This is a genomic window from Clostridium malenominatum (assembly GCF_039521365.1).
GTDB lineage: Bacteria > Bacillota > Clostridia > Clostridiales > Clostridiaceae > Clostridium_AW > Clostridium_AW malenominatum.
The window spans coordinates 325,730-344,405 of record NZ_BAAACF010000003.1 but is presented as its reverse complement, the minus strand read 5'-3'; the positions used below and the strand labels follow the sequence as shown (position 1 = coordinate 344,405).

Here is an 18,676-nt window from a genome sequence, read left to right as displayed (position 1 = left end):
CCCACTATTCATGGGGATTTTTTTAAACTCTTATTTTTGACAAAGTAAACAACAAGATTATTAAAGGCAGGGAAAGTAGTATAAGAATTTTATTATATAGTACGAATGGATTATTAGTAAAAGCATGTTTTTTTATTTCTTTAGAAGCTACACTAAAACACCTTTCTATGGATTTACTGCTTATAAATTCAGCCTTATCATTAGGGGTATGAATTCTACTTAGATCGTTATCGATGAAAGTTATAGCATCAATGTTTGCATTCCTAAAGGCTTCATGGTCGCTAGAATCTTGAAATAAATAGTTAAAATATATTTTTTCTTTAGTACATACTGAAGCTGCAGATTTAACAAGTGGAGAATTAATAGAGTCTTTTTCGCCGCCCATTATGCAAAGGGGAGAAGCATTATCTGTTCCAATCATGTCAAAATTAAAGACTTTACTATCTTTTAATAAATCTTTGTAGTCTTTAACAAACTCCCTAGCTCCTAAGCATCCAAATTCTTCGGCATTGAAACCTATAAATAATATGTTTCTATCTGGTTTCCCAAGGGAAGATATATATCTACTCAGTTCCATGACAAAAGCTATACCAGAAGCATTATCTAAAGCCCCACCATATATGTTTTTATTTAAATCTGTGCCTAAGTGATCAAAGTGAGCAGATATAATTATTGGGGAAGCGGTAGAGTCTTTTCCTTCAATTAACCCCATTACATTGCTTACTGTGGTTTCTTTAACCGTGTAGGGTATGTAGCAATCAATTTTGTAGCCATCTTTTAAAGAGGACTCAATTTGTGCTTTCGTATCATTTGTAATCATCAAATATAAGTTCATGGGAGAATCATAAATAAAAGAACTTCTAAATTCCATATTGTCGTTTTCTGCTAAATACAATATAAGAGTGCCTTTATCGGTACCAACCCCTATAAATTCTTTGTTAAAGGATAGCTTGCTGTTTTTATCAAAGGTGATATTATTTGATTTAAAATTTATCATATCTTCTTTATAGTCCTTACCGTACTCAAATTCTTTTATGGATTCGTTATTAGGCCCTAGAACTTTTAAGTATGGAGAGTCTTTTAATTTCTCTGGATAAAAAGTATTAAAGTTATGATAATAAGTATTATCGAAGGACTTTAACTTGTTACTTATAAATTTTTCTTTTATATAGTTTGCTGCCTGAATATTTTCTAGAGTTCCTGCTAGTCTTCCTTTTAGTTCAGGCGAAGCAAGATATACAATGTCCTTTTTAACATTATCGGGCTTGAAGTTTTTAGCTCCTTTAAAAGTTCCAAAAGAAAAGAAGAAGATAATTAAAAAGAGAGTAGCAAAATATCTATAAATTTTTCTATTCATGGGAAACTCCTTATAAAAATAGTATCATATAAAATATATTACATTGGAAAAGTTTATATAACTGTTGTAAAATAATTTTGAAATAGTTTAGTTGGAGGTAAATATGAAAAGTATCGTTGAACAATTATCACAAGAATTAAATATAAGCATAAGTATAGTAAATAGCGTTATAGAGCTTTTAGATGAAGGAAATACTATTCCCTTTATCGCTAGGTATAGAAAAGAGGTCACTGGTGGATTAACGGATGTTACCTTGAGGGAATTTGGCGAGAGACTGAGCTACTTAAGAAATCTTCAGGGGAAAAAAGAGGATGTATTAAGGATAATTGATGAGCAAGGAAAGCTTACAGAAGATCTAAAGAAATCCATAGTTAACAGTGCCACATTGACAGAGGTAGAGGATTTATATAGGCCATTTAGACCTAAGAAAAGAACTAGAGCTACTATTGCCATAGAAAAAGGATTAAAGCCTTTAGCTGAAATTATATTAGACGGAAGTTTTAAAGGAGACATTAAAGAAGAGACGTCTAAATATATAGATGAAGAAAGAGCTGTGAACTCAGAGGAAGAAGCTTTAAACGGAGCTATGGATGTAATAAGTGAAATAATATCTGATGAGGCAGAATATAGAAAATGGATTAGAAATTATGTAGCTAAGGAAGGATTAATAGAAACTAAGGGTGAAAGCAAAGAACCTACCCCATATGAAATGTATTATAATTACACGGAAGCTGTAAGATCAATTCCTGCCCACAGAATTCTAGCAATAAATAGAGGAGAAAAGGAAAAAATTCTTTCAGTTAAAATATCTGTAGATATGGATAAAATAATTAACTATCTAAAGGGAAGAATACTTAAAAATAATCCTATAACTGATGAATATATAGAAAAGAGTATTGTAGATTCTCTAAAAAGGCTTATCTATCCTTCCATAGAAAGAGAAATAAGAACAGAACTTACCGAAATTGGAGAAGAAGGAGCTATAGATATTTTTAAAGCTAACTTAAATGCCCTTTTAATGCAGGCACCCATAAAAGGAAAAGTGGTATTAGGATATGATCCAGGCTTTAGAACTGGCTGTAAAATAGCTGTACTAGACGATACAGGAAAGTTTGTAGATACGGCAACCATTTATCCTACAGAGCCTAGAAGAGATGTAGAAGGGTCTATAAAGGCATTAAAAGAGCTAATTTATAAACACAATGTAGATGTTATATCTTTAGGAAATGGAACAGCAAGTAGAGAATCTGAAGAGGTCATAGAAAAACTTATAAAAGAAGTGAAGGAAGAAAAGGGCAAAGAGTTATTTTACGTTATAGTTTCTGAAGCAGGTGCCTCAGTATACTCAGCATCCGAACTTGCAGCAAAGGAATATCCAGATATTGACGTATCCATAAGAGGAGCTATATCTATTGGGAGAAGACTGCAAGACCCTTTGGCAGAGCTAGTTAAAATAGACCCTAAATCCATAGGAGTAGGGCAATATCAACATGATGTAACTCCTAAAAAATTAGATGAATCCTTAAAGGGAGTAGTAGAAGACTGCGTAAATACCGTAGGGGTGGATTTAAACATAGCGACACCATCACTGCTTTCATACATATCAGGAGTTAACGCTTCTATTGCACAAAACATTGTATTGTATAGAGAAGAAGTTGGGAAATTTAAAAGTAGAAAAGAACTTTTAAAGGTTAAAAGATTAGGAGATAAAGCCTACCAACAATGTGCAGGATTCTTAAGAGTTATGGAAAGCAAGGAACCCTTAGATAATACTTCTGTCCATCCTGAATCCTATGAGGCTACTAAAAAACTAATAGGGATTTTAAAATATACTGTAGAAGATTTAAAAAATAAAAAACTAGGGGATATAGAAGAAAGAGTAAGAGGTATAGGTATAGAAAAATTAAGTGAAGAATTAGAAATAGGAATCCCTACCCTTAAAGATATAATAAAAGAGTTAGTGAAACCAGGAAGAGACCCTAGGGAAGAGCTTCCAAAGCCTATATTTAAAACTGGAGTAATAGATATAAATCAGCTAAAGCCAGGCATGGCTCTTACAGGAACCGTTAGAAATGTAGCAGATTTTGGGGCTTTTGTAGATATAGGGGTGCATCAAGATGGCTTAGTACATATAAGTCAGCTAGCTGATAAATTTGTTAAGCATCCTTTAGATATTGTAAAGGTTGGGGATATTGTTAACGTAAAAGTAATGGAAGTAGATTTAAAGAGAAAGAGAATATCTTTAACCATGAAAGAAATTTAAAAATTGTATTGAATTTTTCCAAGCCTTGGTCTATAATTATAGTGAAAATAGAATAATTTATCTTCAGGGCGGGGTGTAAGTCCCCACCGGCGGTATAGCCCGCGAGCCGTAAGGCATGATTCGGTTAGATTCCGAAGCCGACAGTATAGTCTGGATGAGAGAAGGTGTTTTAAAACAGTGTTGTTAATGATGCCCTGACATTTTTTGTTGGGGCTTTTTTATTTTAAAAATATTTTAGGAGGAATTTAATATGAGAAATAAAAAATTAAACAAATCAATCAAAATAACATTATTAAGTGTTATAGCGTATTTAATAATGTATATAGAATTACCAATACCTTTCTTTCCAGAGTTTCTTAAAATAGATATCAGTGATATACCAGCATTAATTGGAGCTTTTGCCTTTGGACCTATAGAAGGGGTTATTATTCAGTTAGTTAAGAACATACTTCATGGAGTTTTCGCTACAAAAACAGCTTTTGTAGGAGAATTAGCTAACTTTTTAGTTGGAGCAGTAATTGTAATTACAGCGGGAACTATTTACAAAAATAATAAAAGCAAAAAATCAGCTTTTATGGGACTTGTAGTAGGTTCAGTAGTTATGGCTATAGCTGCAGGAATATTTAATTATTATTTATTTTTACCATTATATCAAAAGGTTTTAAATGTACCACTACAGGCGTTCGTAGGAATGGCCTCAAAGGTAAATCCAATGGTAAAAGATCTTTGGACATTTATACTATGGTCAATAGTTCCTTTCAATTTAATAAAGGGAATATTTGTTTCAGTAGTAACTTTAGGAATATATAAAAGTGTATCTCCAATGCTTCATAAAGAAGGCATGGAAAATGAGCTAGTTAAATAAGAATTTGAGCTTACATCAAAATATGTAGGCTCTTTTATTTTTAATAATATGGAATAAAATGTAGCGACCTCGGAGGTATTAAGAAAACAGCTCTATTACACGATAATAAAACTAAGGGGGGGAGACGCTCATGGCAGGAATATGGAATGTAAATGGAGTATATGACTTAAATACGAAACAAATTAAAGACAAGATATCTTTTCAAATTGGAGAAATATTAATTGGTAGAGTAATTACCGCAGACGAGCTTAAAAATGAAGTTCTTCTAAGACTTTTAGATGGATGGCAGTTTCCTGCTACTTTGAATAAACCACTTCAATTTCCCCCAGAAGGTCTTTTAAAGTTTAAAGTAGAAGGATATGAAGATGGAAAAGTTAAGCTTTCTATAGTAGTTCCTAAGAAAAATGAGGAGCAATTAAAAAAGGATTCCATAGAAGATATATTAACTGAACAAAATATTGCCATAGATAAGGAAGAGTATCCATTACTCGAAAAAATGGTTAAGCACAATATACCATTAACAAAGGACAATATATCTAAAATAAGTACTGTAGTTAATTTTATAAAAAGAGTAGATGAGAATCCTGCAGAAGAAGAAGTGTTTATAAAAAAATACTTAGATGGAAGAGATATAGAGGAAGGTTCATTAAGAGAAGAGAAAGTTAAGGGGATTTTAAAGGATTTTTTTAAAGAGTTAAAGGGATTAACAGAAAAGGAAGTCCTAACATTTTTTGAAAATGATATAGAGTTTACAAAAGAAAACATTAAAGGCTTTAATAAGATATTTAAAGAAGAATCTATACATAAAATTGTTGAGCATATGGGCAAGGTATTAGAAAAAGAAATTAAGGACAATAATAAGAATGAATTTAAGATTGCGGAAAAGGATATTGAGGAGAACGTAGAAAAATATGCAATTAAAAAAGATGTTGTAAAAGAAGAAGTAGTGGAAAAAGAATTTATTTCACTTTTAAAAAAGGAAGATGTTAATAATATAGAAAAGGGTAATACTATAATAAAAAAGGATTTATGGAAGGATGTTAAGGTAGAGATAAATTCTAAGCTAGAAGAAATAAAAGAAATAATAAAATATACATTAGATGAAAAGGGGAAAATTAAAGGTGAAGTTTATGATAAAGTAGTAGACTTTATAAAAAATAATATAGACAGTATTAAGATTTATAATACTATATCTAATGAATATTACTATATGGATATACCACTAAAACTGAACAGGGAAGATTATGAATGTAAATTAATTATTAAAGATGAAAGAAAAAAAGGCAAGAAAATAGATAGTAAAAATGTAAAAATTGCAACCTCTATAAAAACAGTTAATATGGGAATCATAGATGCTTTTATTTCTATAAATAATAATAATCTAAATATAGACATGAAGTGTGATAAAAAATGGATAAAAGCGTTGGATAATGGAAAGAGTAAAGTGTTGCAGGAGTTATCCACTATGGGATATAATATCTTAGTCAAGGTAGAGCAAAAAGAAGAAGAGTTTAATATTGCAAACTGCAGAGAGTTTTTTGTGGATAACAACCTTGGCAGTATCAATGTTAAAGTTTAATTCTCTTTAAATTAGGAGGATTATCTATGAAAAGAAAAAAAGCTGCAGCTTTAAAATATGAAGGCGGATATAGCGCTCCAGTAGTTACTGCTACTGGAATGGGATATGTTGCAGATAGAATAATAGAAAAGGCTGGGGAAGAAAAAGTTCCAATAGTTTATGATGAAGAGTTGGCTAATTTATTAACCAATGTAGATGTAGGAGAGTCTATTCCCTTTGAGCTCTATGATGTGGTAGCTAAGGTAATAGCATATGTAATAGATATAGATGAAACAATAGACAGAAGGTGAATATATGGCAATTTATGCAATATCAGATTTTCATTTGGCTTTTACTACGGAAAAGCCTATGGATGTCTTTGGAGAAAAGTGGCTTAAGCATGAGGAAAAAATAAAAAATAATTGGCTACATATTATAAATGAAGAGGATACTATACTTATTCCAGGAGATATATCTTGGTCTATGAAAATAGATGAAAGCATGATGGATTTAGAATGGATTCATAATCTTCCTGGAAGAAAGATTTTTGTTAAAGGTAATCATGATTATTGGTGGCAAAGTATTAGCAAATTAAACAACTTATATGAAGATATGAAATTTATACAAAATAACCATTTTTCCCATGGTGAACATGCAATTTGTGGAACAAGAGGGTGGATATGTCCAGGGGGAGAAAAGTTTACAGAAAACGATAATAAAATATATAAAAGAGAACTGATAAGATTAAGACTTTCTTTGGAGTCAGCAGTTAAAGAAGGATTTAGCAAATTTATAGTTATGCTTCATTATCCTCCTAGCCATGATAAAAAAGAAGAGTCGGGTTTCATAGATATTCTCAAAGAATATAATGTGGAGAAGGTAATCTATGGGCATTTGCATAGTGTTTCTAAAGAAAAAGTATTAGAGGGAAACATAGGAGGAATAGAATATTACTTAACTTCCTGTGATTATTTAGATTTTATTCCTATAAAAATATTATAAGGTATGAAAAATAAAACAATTAATTATTTTATTTTTCATGCCTTATTTTATATGATAAATTATTGACAAATATATCGTAAAAACGTAATATATAAATATAATGATGGAGGTAATGATATTATGAATAATTACAATATAAAAGATTTTAATGATAGAGCTGAACTTTTAAAAGTGTTAGCCCACCCTGTAAGGCTTTGCATAGTAAAAGGATTAATAGAAAAAGGTAAGTGTAATGTAAGCCATATGCAAAATTGCCTTAACATGCCTCAATCTACAATATCTCAACATCTTCAGAAACTAAGGACAGCAGGGATAATTGAGGGAGAAAGAAATGGGCTAGAAATTAATTATAGTATTTGCGATAAGGGAATAATAAAACTAATTCAATCCTTATTTGAGGAATAAGATTATGGAGGAGAAAATATGAGTAAAAAAGTTTTAATAGTAGGAGGTGTAGCAGGAGGAGCTTCTGCTGCAGCTAGACTTAGAAGATTAGATGAGAATATAGAAATTATTATGTTTGAAAAAGGAGAATATATATCCTTTGCTAATTGTGGCCTTCCTTACCACATAGGAGAAACTATAAAAGAAAGGGAAAGTCTTATACTTCAAACTCCAGAAGAAATGGGAAAGAAATTTAACATAGACATTAGAGTAGAAAGTGAAGTAATAGAAGTAGATGCAAAATTAAATAAAGTAAAGGTGAGGAGTAAGGATAAGGGGATTTATGAGGAAACCTATGATTATTTAATTTTATCCCCTGGAGGGAAGTCTTTAAGACCAGCCATTGAAGGTATAAATAGCAAAAAAATATTTATTCTAAGAAACATACCAGATATGGATAAAATAAAAACCTATATAGATGATGAAGAGATAAAAAAAGCAGTGGTTATAGGTGGAGGATATATTGGAGTAGAAATGGCAGAAAATCTAGTTCACAGAGGGGTTAAGGTATCGTTAGTAGAAGCAGCACCTCATATTTTAGCACCTTTTGACTCTGACATGGTTACCTACGCAGAAAAGGAACTTGAGGATAATGGAGTAACTTTAATATTAAATGATGGTGTCAAGAGCTTTAAAGATAAGGATAAAGGCTTATCAGTCCTTTTAAATAGCGGAAAAACTATAGATGCTGAAATAGTTATTTTAGCTATAGGAGTAAAACCAGATACGGATTTTATAAAAGATAGTGGCATAGAATTGGGAAATAGGGGTCACATTTTAGTAAAGGATAATATGGAAACAAATATACCAAATATATATGCTGTTGGAGATGCTATAGAGGTTATAGATTTTATAAGTAAGAAAAATACGGCTATACCCCTTGCAGGACCAGCAAATAAACAAGGTAGAATAGCAGCTGATAATATATGTGGTATTGATTCAAAATATAAGGGAACTCAAGGAACGGCAATAATTAAAATCTTTGATTTGACAGCTGCTAGTACTGGAAATAATGAAAGAGGGTTAAAAGCTTCAAATATTGATTATAAAGTACTTCATATTCATCCACAATCCCATGCATCGTATTATCCAGGCGCAATTCCAATGGCCATTAAAGTACTTTTTGATAAAGAGGGAAAGGTACTAGGGGCTCAGGGTTGTGGATATGATGGGGTTGATAAAAGAATAGATGTAATTGCCACTGCTATTAGATTAGGTGGAACTATTTATGATTTAGAAGAATTGGAACTTTCCTATGCACCACCATATTCTTCCGCTAAGGATCCAGTAAACATGGCTGGATTTCTAGGAGAAAATATATTAAGAAATATGGTAGAGATGATTTCACCAGAGGAATTAGATAATAGAGACAAGGAAAATACTGTACTTTTAGATGTTAGAACTGAATTAGAGTATTCCGGTGGAAAGATTGAGGGTTCTGTTAATATTCCACTACAAGAGATAAGAAGCAGATTAAATGAGTTAGATAAGGATAAAGAAATAATTATATACTGTCAAATAGGATTAAGAGGATACATTACCTATAGAATATTAAAGGCCAATGGTTTTAGGGCTAAAAACTTAAATGGTGGATATAAGACCTATATCATGAGCAAATTTGCTCCTAAGGATTTAGATGAGAAAAATGAAAATAATTCACAAAAGGGAGAGGAGAAATCTATGAACAATGTTGATAAAGAGTTAGATATCTGTGGATTGAGTTGCCCAGGGCCATTAATGCAGGTAAGCAAAACTTTAGGATTCATGGAAGATGGAGAAGTATTAAAAGCTAGAGCTTCAGATCCAGGATTTTTTGGAGATATAAAGGCTTGGTGTGAAAGAACTAATAATGAATTAATGGGTATAAAAAAAGAAAAAGGAATAATTGAGGCTACAATTAGAAAAGGTCAGGGAGAACAGGCAGTTACCTCTGAAAAAACTAATAATGGTGTAAATGATAATAAAACCATTGTAGTATTTAGCGGAGACTTAGACAAGGCAATTGCTTCGTTCATAATAGCTAATGGAGCAGCATCCATGGGTAAAAAAGTTACAATGTTTTTCACCTTTTGGGGATTAAATGTGCTTAGAAAGCCAGAAAAGGTGAGTGTAACTAAAGGCTTTATGGATAAAATGTTCGGAGTTATGATGCCAAGAGGAAGTAAAAAGTTAAAACTTTCCAATATGAATATGATGGGCATGGGTCCTAAGATGATAAGAATGGTAATGAAAAATAAGAACATAACATCTTTAGAGGAATTAATTAAATCAGCAATGGATAGCGGAATAAATATAGTAGCTTGCCAAATGTCTTTAGACGTTATGGGACTAAAAAAAGAAGAATTAATAGAGGGAGTGGAAATAGGGGGAGTTGGATACTATTTAGGAGAAGCGGAAGATTCTAATGTTAACCTGTTTATATAATTAAAAATTAATGATTAATAATGAACAATTACAAAAAGCTTTTGACCAGGTCAAAAGCTTTTTATTTTAGTATATTAAAAGAATTTTTTATAAAAAATTCTATCTTAAATTGTCAATTGTTAAATTTTAATTGTTAATTCTAAAAGAGCTTATTTTCCAAAAAACTTAGAAAAAATACCCTTTACACCATCTTCTTCCACATTCTCATTTTCATGTTCTTTCTCATGGTACTGTTGATATTCTTTTATTAAATCTTTCCCATCTCTAGCTAGCTCTTTTAGCTTTGGAGAAACTGCAGGAGTGGTTATAACTTGGCTATACCAAAGAAGGGCATTTTCATATTCTCCAACTCTTCTATGAAGTTCTCCTATAAGATACATTACAGTAAATTTATCCATGCCGTAAATTGGGAACATTTCATTGAAAAAAGCTTGGTTAAAACCTTCAAGGGCTTGTTTTAGAAAAATTAGTTCATTTTCTCCATCTTCTAAAAGTCTATACATCCATGCTATCTTTAAGCAGGTTATTGCTTTTTTACTGGCTTTAGCTTCTATTACAGCATAATTTAATAGAGCTAATTTATACCTCTCAATAGCTATATTTTCATCATAATCAGAACCGTATTCTCTAGACTTCCAGCGAGGCCTAATAATTTTTTTTACTTTTTCTATTTCCCCTTCTCTTAATTTTTCAAAATCCACTTTTAAGGCGCTATACCCACAATTATTACATAACCATACATCATAAAAATAAGGATTTATTGTAAGATATCTTACTAGAAAGTCCGAATCTTTTTTCCCTATTCTATAGTAAGAGGATTTTACAGCCTTTGTCTTAAATGCGTTTCTGCAAACAGGACATATAATTGCCTTGTCATATAAAGGGGAATGAACGGAGGATTTTACTTCTTCCTTTTCCTCATCATCACTGCTATAAATTTTTATATCTTCTATATCTTTAAATCCAAACTTATCTAAACCAGAAAAAATGTTTTTGTCCATATAAATCAACCTCTAACCTGTTATTTTGATATAATATATATATTATATCAAAAAAATAGGTAAAATGTATTATTAATTACCCTTTAATGTATTATAATATTTGTAGGAACCTAAAGGGGGTTATTGCAATGAGAGAATGGAAGACTTTTTTAATACCCTATGAGCAAGCAGTGGAAGAATTAAAGGTAAAATTTAGAAGTATAAGAACAGAATGTAGAAGAAAAAATGAGTATTCCCCTGTAGAATTTGTTACAGGAAGAGTAAAAGAAATATCAAGTATTTTGGAGAAAGCTAATAAATTTGATATTTCTTTAGATAGAATAGAATATGAAATTGAAGATATAGCTGGTATAAGAGTCATGTGTCAATTTGTTGATGATGTGGAAAGAGTAGTAAGCCTTATGAGACAAAGAAATGACATGCAGATAATCTATGAGAAGGATTACGTTACTAACGTTAAATCAAGTGGATATAGAAGTTACCATGTAATAATAAGATACCCTGTAAATATGACTGAAGGCACTAAAGAAATATTGGCAGAGTTTCAAATTAGAACCCTAGCCATGAACTTTTGGGCCACTATTGAACACTCATTAAATTATAAGTATAAACATGACATACCTAAAGAAATAAAATATAAATTGAAAAGCGCAGCAGATGCAGCCTTTAATTTGGACAATTTGATGTTAGAAATTAAGGATGAAATAAAGGATGCACAAAAGCTTTTTGAAATTAAATCAAACATAGTATCTACTATAATGGATAATATACTCACTCTATCTTCCATAGGAAAATCAGCTGAATCCTTGAGATACCAAAGTCAGTTAAATAAACTAATTGAAGAGGGAGAGGTATTTGAGTTTAATAAACTCCTAAGAGCGACGGAAAAAACTTTAGATATTTATAAATAGGAAAATTGAAATCAGCTTTCCCGTTTGTATCCAGTAAAAGAGTATATCACTGATGTCACATAGAGTGAGTAGTGAGTCGATACAACTTCATCTTTGAAGTTGTAGGCGAATAGATTGGTGACTAAGGGGATATACTTTTTGTTTCTTAAAATATTCTTAAAAGTTGGATAATGTAAACAATTTGTATATATTTTAACGTATTATTAATATAAAATATGAGTATATGTATGGAGAGGAGGTTACTTCTTGGAGAATATAATTGAGTTAAATAACGTTAGAAAAGTATATAGAATGGGAGAAGAGAAAATAGTTGCCCTCGATGATATAAGTTTAAAGGTTGGCATGGGAGAAATATTATGTTTGCTGGGTACCTCAGGGTCAGGCAAAAGTACTCTTCTTAATATGATGGCAGGCCTGGAGAAACCCACTAAGGGAGAAATAATAATAAAAGATAAACATATAGAAAAAATGAGTGAAGACCAATTAGCACTTTTTAGGCAAAAATACATAGGTTTCGTTTTCCAGTCCTATAACCTATTATCTACATTTTCGGCGCTGGAAAATGTGAGTTTACCTTTAATATTTAGAAATGTATCTAAGGGTCAAAGGGATAAAAAAGCAAAAGAAATGTTAAAGGCTGTAGGACTTGGACAAAGACTTACTCACAAGCCCTCTCAAATGAGTGGAGGACAGCAACAAAGGGTAAGTATAGCAAGAGCCTTTGTAAATAGTCCTAATATTGTATTTGCGGACGAGCCTACTGGGAACCTAGATACAAAGACCACTGAGGAAATAATGGCATTAATTATATCTATGGCAAAGGAACATAATCAAACATTAATAATAGTAACTCATGACGTAGAAATTTCCACTTACGCAGATAGAATTGTATACATAAGGGATGGAAACATAGAAAAAATAGTAACTAATGAAAATAAAAAGATAATAGAGAAAAAGGGAGAGGCTTAGAATGAAAAGATTGTTTAGTTTTTTATTGAGTTTAATGTTGCTTTTGTCGGGAATAAGTTTTAATTTAACAAGAGTTAAAGCAAGTAACGGTGATGCAATATCTAAAAGCAAGGATATTGCATCGGTAGATATGCCTATAACTCCAATAGATACTTCAACTTACATGGCAACTCTAACAATAGTAGAGGGAGACATGCTCAAGTTTTCTGCAGGAGATTTAATAAAAGTTCCTGTAGCCATTAAAAATATTGGGAGTCATGCTGCTAAAAATTTAATTATTACGCCAGATTTAACAGATAAAGAGTGTCCTTTTACGCTTGAATATGGAACTTTAAGTAAAGCTATAGAAACTATTAACTCAAAAGAAACAGCCAATATAGAGTTTAAACTTAGAATAAAAAACAATGTAGCAGAAGGAATGTATCCTCTAAAGTTAAACTTTAAATATAGCAATGTTTTCGGAGATAAGGCGGTTACAATGGTAGAAACTATAAATGTAAAGATTGTAAATGATAGTGTAATGCCAAAATTGCAACTAGAAAAAATAACTACAACTCCAACTGACATAAAGCCAGGGGAAAAGGTAATGGTAGACTTTGTAGTTAAAAATAAGGGAACTATTGAAGCTAAGGATGTTAAAGTTGTTGTAGATGGCATTGGAAAAAACTTTGTTATTGTAAACAATTCTAATAGCCAATATTTGGGGACCATTGCAGGGGAAGAAGCTAAAAACATTAAACTAGAATTGCAAGCTGCAGACAATATTGAGAAGGGTGGACAAGCAATAGATTTAAAATTAAGCGGTAAAGATATACCAGAAGAAACCTATAAATTTTTTGTAAATGTAGGTGGAGGAGGAGCTAACTTAAATCCAAAACTTATAATTGATAGATATAGTTTTCAACCTAAATTAGTAAGGGCTGGACAAAATTTTGATATGAACCTATCTTTTTTTAACACAAATGCTAATAAATCAGTAAAAAATATAAAAATTACATTAACAGTAGATGAAAAAACAGAGGGAAGCGGAAGTGTATTTAGTCCTGTAAATACAAGTAATACCTTCTATATAGATGAAATTCCACCAAAGGGAAGGGTGGAAAAGAATATTACAATGTTTACTGTTCCAGATGCTAAGGCAAAAACCTATACCCTTACAGCTAACTTTGAATATGAAGATGAAGATGGAAAAGAGCTTAAAGCTACTGAACTTATAGGAGTGCCTGTAGTACAGCAGACTAAACTTGAAATTGGAAATATAGAGCTTCCACCAGAAGGTTTTATAGGTCAGCCAATTCCAATTAATGTTCAGTTCTACAATAAGGGAAAAGTTACTTTAAGTAATGTAATGATAGAATTAAAAGGAGATTTTTCTACAGAAAATGGTCAGTACTTTTTAGGAAATTTTGAAGCAGGAAACTCAGAGAGCTATGATGGAAGTGTCATTCCTAATGCTCCAGGGCCTCTTAAAGGAACTTTAGTATTTTCTTATGATAATACTGCAGGGGAACATGTAGAAGTAAAGAAGGATTTTAATATAAATGTAATGGAAATGCCAGCTATGGAACCAGGGATGGATAATATGCCACCTGACATGAAACCAGCGACAAGCAAAAAGAAATTAATAATAAGCTCAAGCCTATTCTTAGTAACAGTAGCAGGATTTATTATTTGGAAGAAAAATAAGAAAAAGAAAGGTATGACCTTAGATGAATAGTTTAGACATTATTAGGATGGGTTTGAAGAATCTATGGCGTAGAAAGCTGAGAACTTTTCTTACCATACTAGGGGTAGTTATAGGAACAAGTTCTATAATTACCATGCTTTCCTTGGGGTTTGGTATGAGCTATAGCTTTAAACAAAGTATAAGTGAGATGGGAAGTCTAAATACTATTACTGTTATGGAAAATTATGATATGGGGAATAGAGGAGGGGCTATAAGTCAAAAGAAAGTATATTTAGATGATGATGCTTTAAAGACCTTAAAGGATATAAAAGGAGTGGAAGCGGTAACGCCTGTAATGGATATGAATATGAAACTAAATACAGGAAAGTACACTGCACATATAAATTTAAGAGGTGTTGATCCAAAATCGATGGAAGCCTTTGATTATAAAATAGAAGAAGGAAGACTTTTAAAAACTGGCGATTCTTATAACATGGTTTTTGGAGGAGCAGTAAAAAGATTTTTTTATGATGAAAAAAGAATTAGAGGGCCATATAAAGAACCAAATATAAAACCTCTAAAGGATAAGTTCACTATGAGCTTTAATGTTTATGACGACAAGGGACAACCTAAGGGCGGAAAACCTATGAAAATAAATGTAGTGGGAGTTCTTAAAGAAGGTGACTATGAGAAGGATAGCTATGTTTACATGAGCATTAGTGAGATAGAAAAGCTTAAGAAGGAACAACAGAAACTAGAGGGTAGCAAAGGGAGACAAAATACAAACAAGAACAAGTATCAGCAAATATTAGTAAAAGTTAAAGATATGAATGAAGTAGCAGATATACAAAAGCAAATTAAAGATTTAGGATATAATGCATTCAGCTTAAATGATTTTTTAGATTCCCTTAAGAAAACTGCAGGTACAATTCAAGCAGTGCTAGGAGGAATAGGTGCAGTATCTCTCCTTGTAGCAGCATTAGGTATAACCAATACTATGATAATGTCTATTTATGAAAGAACTAGAGAAATAGGTGTCATGAAGGTTATAGGGGCACAACTAAGAGATATAAAAAGAATATTTCTTTTTGAAGCAGGTACCATTGGCCTTTCAGGAGGATTTTTGGGTATAGCCCTAAGCTATGGACTTTCATTTATAATAAACTTTTTAGGACGTAATGTGAATATGCTTGGAGGTCCTGGAAGTGGAAATACTAAACTATCCATTATTCCTATGTGGTTAGTATTTGCAGCTTTAGCCTTTACAACATTAGTTGGAGTAATATCAGGTTTCTATCCTGCTAAAAGGGCTACTAAGCTAAGTGCTTTAGAAGCGATTAAGACGGAGTAAGAGTAAAAGCGCGGAGGCTTTTATTCAGAGAACAGATGACAATGAATAAATAACAAATAATGAAGGGATTTTGATTTGGCAAAATCCCCATTTATTTTTTAAGTATTAATTTTTAATTAAATAGCCTTATTTCACTACTATATTAACTAAGCTTCCTTTTATAACAATTACCTTAACTACGGATTTACCCTCAATATGCTTTTGAGTATCTGGGGAAGCTAAGGCAGCTAATTTAATATCATCATCAGAAAGACCTGAAGGTATATTAATTCTTCCTTTAACTTTTCCGTTTATTTGTATTGCTATTTCAATTTCGTCCTTTACTAAGGCATTTGCATTGAATTCTGGCCATTTCTCATTGAATATAGAAAATGGCATTTCTAAAAGGGACCATTGTTCTTCACTAAAGTGAGGAGCAAAAGGTGCAAATAATTTTACATAGTCTACTAAGCATTCTTTTAAGAACACAGGATTTTTAACTTCTTCGCTAATATATTTAGATAATGCATTTGTAAACTCCATAAGCCTTGCGATACAAGTATTAAACTGCATTTTATCCATATCTTCTGTTACTGATTTTATGGTGTAATGTCTTATAAAGTTTAATTCCTTTTCTACTTTATCCATAGAATCTTTAGAATTAACAGGGTTATTAATATAGCTTCTAGAGGAGTCTATGATTCTTTCCACCCTATCAACAAACTTACCTATGGATTTTATTCCATCATCGCTCCAAGCTCCACCTTCTGTGTAGTCAAATCCAAACATTAAATACATTCTAAATACGTCAGAACCGAATTCTTTAATGTAATCATCTGGAGAGATAGTATTTCCCTTTGATTTACTCATCTTTTGTCCATCTGGTCCAAGTATTAAGCCTTGATGTGTTAAAGAAGTAAAAGGCTCATCAAAATCTAAATACCCCATGTCTCTTAAAGCCTTATTGATAAATCTTGCGTAAAGAAGGTGCATGCAAGCATGTTCTGGTCCGCCTACGTATTTATCAACAGGAAGAATTTTGTTCACTATATCCTTATTGAAAGCTTCCTTTTCATTTTTGTTATCTGCATATCTTAAGTAATAGAAAGATGAACAAACAAAAGTATCTAGAGTGTCAGCTTCTCTTTTAGCAGCTCCACCACAATGTGGGCAAGTTGTATTTATAAACTCTTCAGATTTCGCTAAAGGAGATTTTCCATCTGGAGCAAACTCCACGTTATATGGAAGTTTTACTGGAAGTTCATTTTCAGGTACCGGTACAATACCGCATTTATCACAATATACAACTGGAATAGGTGCTCCCCAATATCTTTGTCTTGATACTAACCAGTCTCTTAATCTATAATTAACTTTCTTGCTTCCTTTGCCTTCAGCTTCTAACTTGTCAATAATAGCAATTCTGCCTTCTTCAGAGTTCATGCCATCAAATTCACCGCTATTTACCATGATGCCTGGATCTACGTAAGGAAGACCTTCTCCACCCTTTATAACTCTTTCTATTGGAAGTTCATATTTTGTTGCAAAAGCGAAATCTCTTTCATCGTGAGCTGGAACTGCCATAACAGCACCAGTTCCGTAAGTAGCTAATACATAATCTGCAACCCAAACAGGAACCTTTCTTCCGTTAATAGGGTTTATTGCATAGGAGCCTGTGAACACTCCAGTTTTTTCTCTTGTTATTGATTGCCTTTCAATATCTGATTGCTTTTTCGTCTCTTCTTTATAAGCTTCTACGTCAGCTCTATAGTATTCTGTTGTAATTTCATCTACCAACGGATTTTCAGGAGCTAACACCACATAAGTAACTCCAAATAAAGTATCTGCTCTAGTGGTGAATACATTGAAAGAAAGCTCTGAATCGGACATTTTAAAGGTAGCTTCAGCCCCAATAGACTTTCCTATCCAATGTTTTTGCATAGCCTTAGTTTTTTCTGGCCAATCTAATTCTTCAAGCTTTTGAAGTAATTCTTCTGAGTAATCTGTAATTTTAAAGAACCATTGAGTTAAATCTTTCTTAGTAACTTCGCTGGAGCATCTCTCACATTCGCCATCAAGAACCTGTTCATTAGCAAGTACTGTATTACAACTTGGGCACCAGTTGACAGGTGCATTTTTTCTATAAGCTAATCCTTTTTCATAAAGCTTTAAGAATAACCATTGAGTCCATTTATAGTAATCCTCATTACAGGTTATTACTTCGTTTTCCCAGTTAAACATGGCTCCCATAGCTTTTAGCTGTTTTTCCATAGTAGCTATGTTTTTCATGGTAGAGTCCTTTGGATGTATTCCTGTTTTTATTGCAAAGTTTTCTGCTGGAAGTCCAAAAGCATCAAAGCCCATTGGCTGAAATACATTAAAGCCTTTCATCCTCTTAAATCTAGCCCAAGAATCTACAGGACCATAGTTAAACCAATGTCCTGCGTGAAGATTGCTACCTGATGGGTAGGAGAACATTTCTAATACATATAGCTTTTCTCCTTCTTTATCTTTATCAAATTTATAAAGATTGGTGTCTTCCCATTTTTGTTGCCATTTTTCATCAATGTGAGTTCCGTAATTACTCATATTTATCCCTCCTGTTTTTAATATAATATCCTAAAAAACAAAAAAACCTCCATCTCCAAAGAGACGAAAGTATGCTTCGCGGTACCACTCTAATTAAAGTCTAATTTAGACTTTCACTTAAAACTTTAACGGAATTACCGTACTTGCCTATAGAGCAAATAAACTCCCAGGCGAGTTCATTTTCTATCACTACTATTTTTCACCAACCAATAGTTCTCTTAAAGGGAATTGAAAATTACTACTCCTGTTCACAGTTTTTAAATATTAAACTATACTATTAAAATAAAAACTCTTGATTCC

At 32.1% G+C, this 18,676-nt stretch carries 14 protein-coding genes, 1 riboswitch and 1 other annotated feature; of the genes, 11 read left to right on the top strand and 3 right to left on the bottom strand.

Annotated elements, in window-relative coordinates; genetic code table 11:
* Positions 1-22 precede the first annotated feature (22 nt).
* The gene (locus ABDZ69_RS13485; protein WP_343770409.1) at positions 23-1,357 is read right to left on the bottom strand and encodes a M28 family metallopeptidase; all 1,335 of its coding nucleotides are present in this window, start codon (positions 1,355-1,357) and stop codon (positions 23-25) included.
* Positions 1,358-1,460: 103 nt separating this feature from the next.
* Here ABDZ69_RS13485 and ABDZ69_RS13480 point away from each other — a divergent pair, with 103 nt between their 5' ends.
* The 7 genes from ABDZ69_RS13480 (at position 1,461) to ABDZ69_RS13450 (ending at position 9,913) form a co-directional block, all read left to right on the top strand.
* Positions 1,461-3,620 carry a Tex family protein gene (locus tag ABDZ69_RS13480; protein WP_343770408.1) on the top strand — a complete coding sequence of 720 codons (2,160 nt, stop codon included), beginning with the start codon at positions 1,461-1,463 and terminating at the stop codon, positions 3,618-3,620.
* A 55-nt stretch (positions 3,621-3,675) separates the two neighbouring features.
* Positions 3,676-3,790, top strand: a riboswitch (FMN riboswitch).
* A gap of 80 nt (positions 3,791-3,870) precedes the next feature.
* Positions 3,871-4,485, top strand: a complete 615-nt coding sequence (locus ABDZ69_RS13475; protein WP_343770407.1) for an ECF transporter S component — start codon at positions 3,871-3,873, stop codon at positions 4,483-4,485.
* Positions 4,486-4,615: 130 nt separating this feature from the next.
* Complete coding sequence (locus tag ABDZ69_RS13470; protein ID WP_343770406.1) at positions 4,616-6,064, top strand: hypothetical protein; 1,449 nt, start codon at positions 4,616-4,618, stop codon at positions 6,062-6,064.
* A gap of 26 nt (positions 6,065-6,090) precedes the next feature.
* Entirely contained in the window at positions 6,091-6,354 is a 264-nt protein-coding gene (locus tag ABDZ69_RS13465; protein WP_343770405.1) for an EscU/YscU/HrcU family type III secretion system export apparatus switch protein, read from the top strand.
* A 4-nt stretch (positions 6,355-6,358) separates the two neighbouring features.
* Positions 6,359-7,045, top strand: coding sequence for a metallophosphoesterase (locus tag ABDZ69_RS13460; protein ID WP_343770403.1), 687 nt, complete (start codon positions 6,359-6,361; stop codon positions 7,043-7,045).
* Between the two features lie 120 nt (positions 7,046-7,165).
* Positions 7,166-7,450 (top strand): ArsR/SmtB family transcription factor, encoded by a 285-nt coding sequence (locus tag ABDZ69_RS13455; RefSeq protein WP_343770402.1) that lies wholly within the window; start codon positions 7,166-7,168, stop codon positions 7,448-7,450.
* An 18-nt stretch (positions 7,451-7,468) separates the two neighbouring features.
* Positions 7,469-9,913 (top strand): CoA-disulfide reductase, encoded by a 2,445-nt coding sequence (locus ABDZ69_RS13450; RefSeq protein WP_343770401.1) that lies wholly within the window; start codon positions 7,469-7,471, stop codon positions 9,911-9,913.
* A gap of 149 nt (positions 9,914-10,062) precedes the next feature.
* Here the strand turns inward: ABDZ69_RS13450 and ABDZ69_RS13445 are convergent, their stop codons facing one another.
* The gene (locus ABDZ69_RS13445; RefSeq protein WP_343770400.1) at positions 10,063-10,914 is read right to left on the bottom strand and encodes a DUF2225 domain-containing protein; all 852 of its coding nucleotides are present in this window, start codon (positions 10,912-10,914) and stop codon (positions 10,063-10,065) included.
* 122 nt (positions 10,915-11,036) lie between these two features.
* Here ABDZ69_RS13445 and yjbM point away from each other — a divergent pair, with 122 nt between their 5' ends.
* From yjbM to ABDZ69_RS13425, 4 genes are all read left to right on the top strand, one after another.
* On the top strand, positions 11,037-11,825 hold the full coding sequence (gene yjbM, locus ABDZ69_RS13440; RefSeq protein ID WP_343770683.1) for a GTP diphosphokinase: 789 nt from the start codon (positions 11,037-11,039) through the stop codon (positions 11,823-11,825).
* Between the two features lie 246 nt (positions 11,826-12,071).
* Positions 12,072-12,794 carry an ABC transporter ATP-binding protein gene (locus tag ABDZ69_RS13435; RefSeq protein ID WP_343770399.1) on the top strand — a complete coding sequence of 241 codons (723 nt, stop codon included), beginning with the start codon at positions 12,072-12,074 and terminating at the stop codon, positions 12,792-12,794.
* A 1-nt stretch (position 12,795) separates the two neighbouring features.
* Entirely contained in the window at positions 12,796-14,511 is a 1,716-nt protein-coding gene (locus tag ABDZ69_RS13430; protein WP_343770398.1) for a COG1361 S-layer family protein, read from the top strand.
* The gene (locus ABDZ69_RS13425) at positions 14,504-15,811 is read left to right on the top strand and encodes an ABC transporter permease (RefSeq protein WP_343770396.1); all 1,308 of its coding nucleotides are present in this window, start codon (positions 14,504-14,506) and stop codon (positions 15,809-15,811) included. The genes ABDZ69_RS13430 and ABDZ69_RS13425 overlap by 8 nt, the downstream gene beginning before the upstream one ends.
* A 126-nt stretch (positions 15,812-15,937) precedes the next feature.
* Here ABDZ69_RS13425 and leuS read toward each other — a convergent pair whose 3' ends face one another.
* Complete coding sequence (gene leuS, locus ABDZ69_RS13420) at positions 15,938-18,376, bottom strand: leucine--tRNA ligase (protein ID WP_343770395.1); 2,439 nt, start codon at positions 18,374-18,376, stop codon at positions 15,938-15,940.
* Between the two features lie 56 nt (positions 18,377-18,432).
* Positions 18,433-18,637: a binding site (T-box leader), on the bottom strand.
* Between the last annotated feature and the right edge of the window lie 39 nt (positions 18,638-18,676).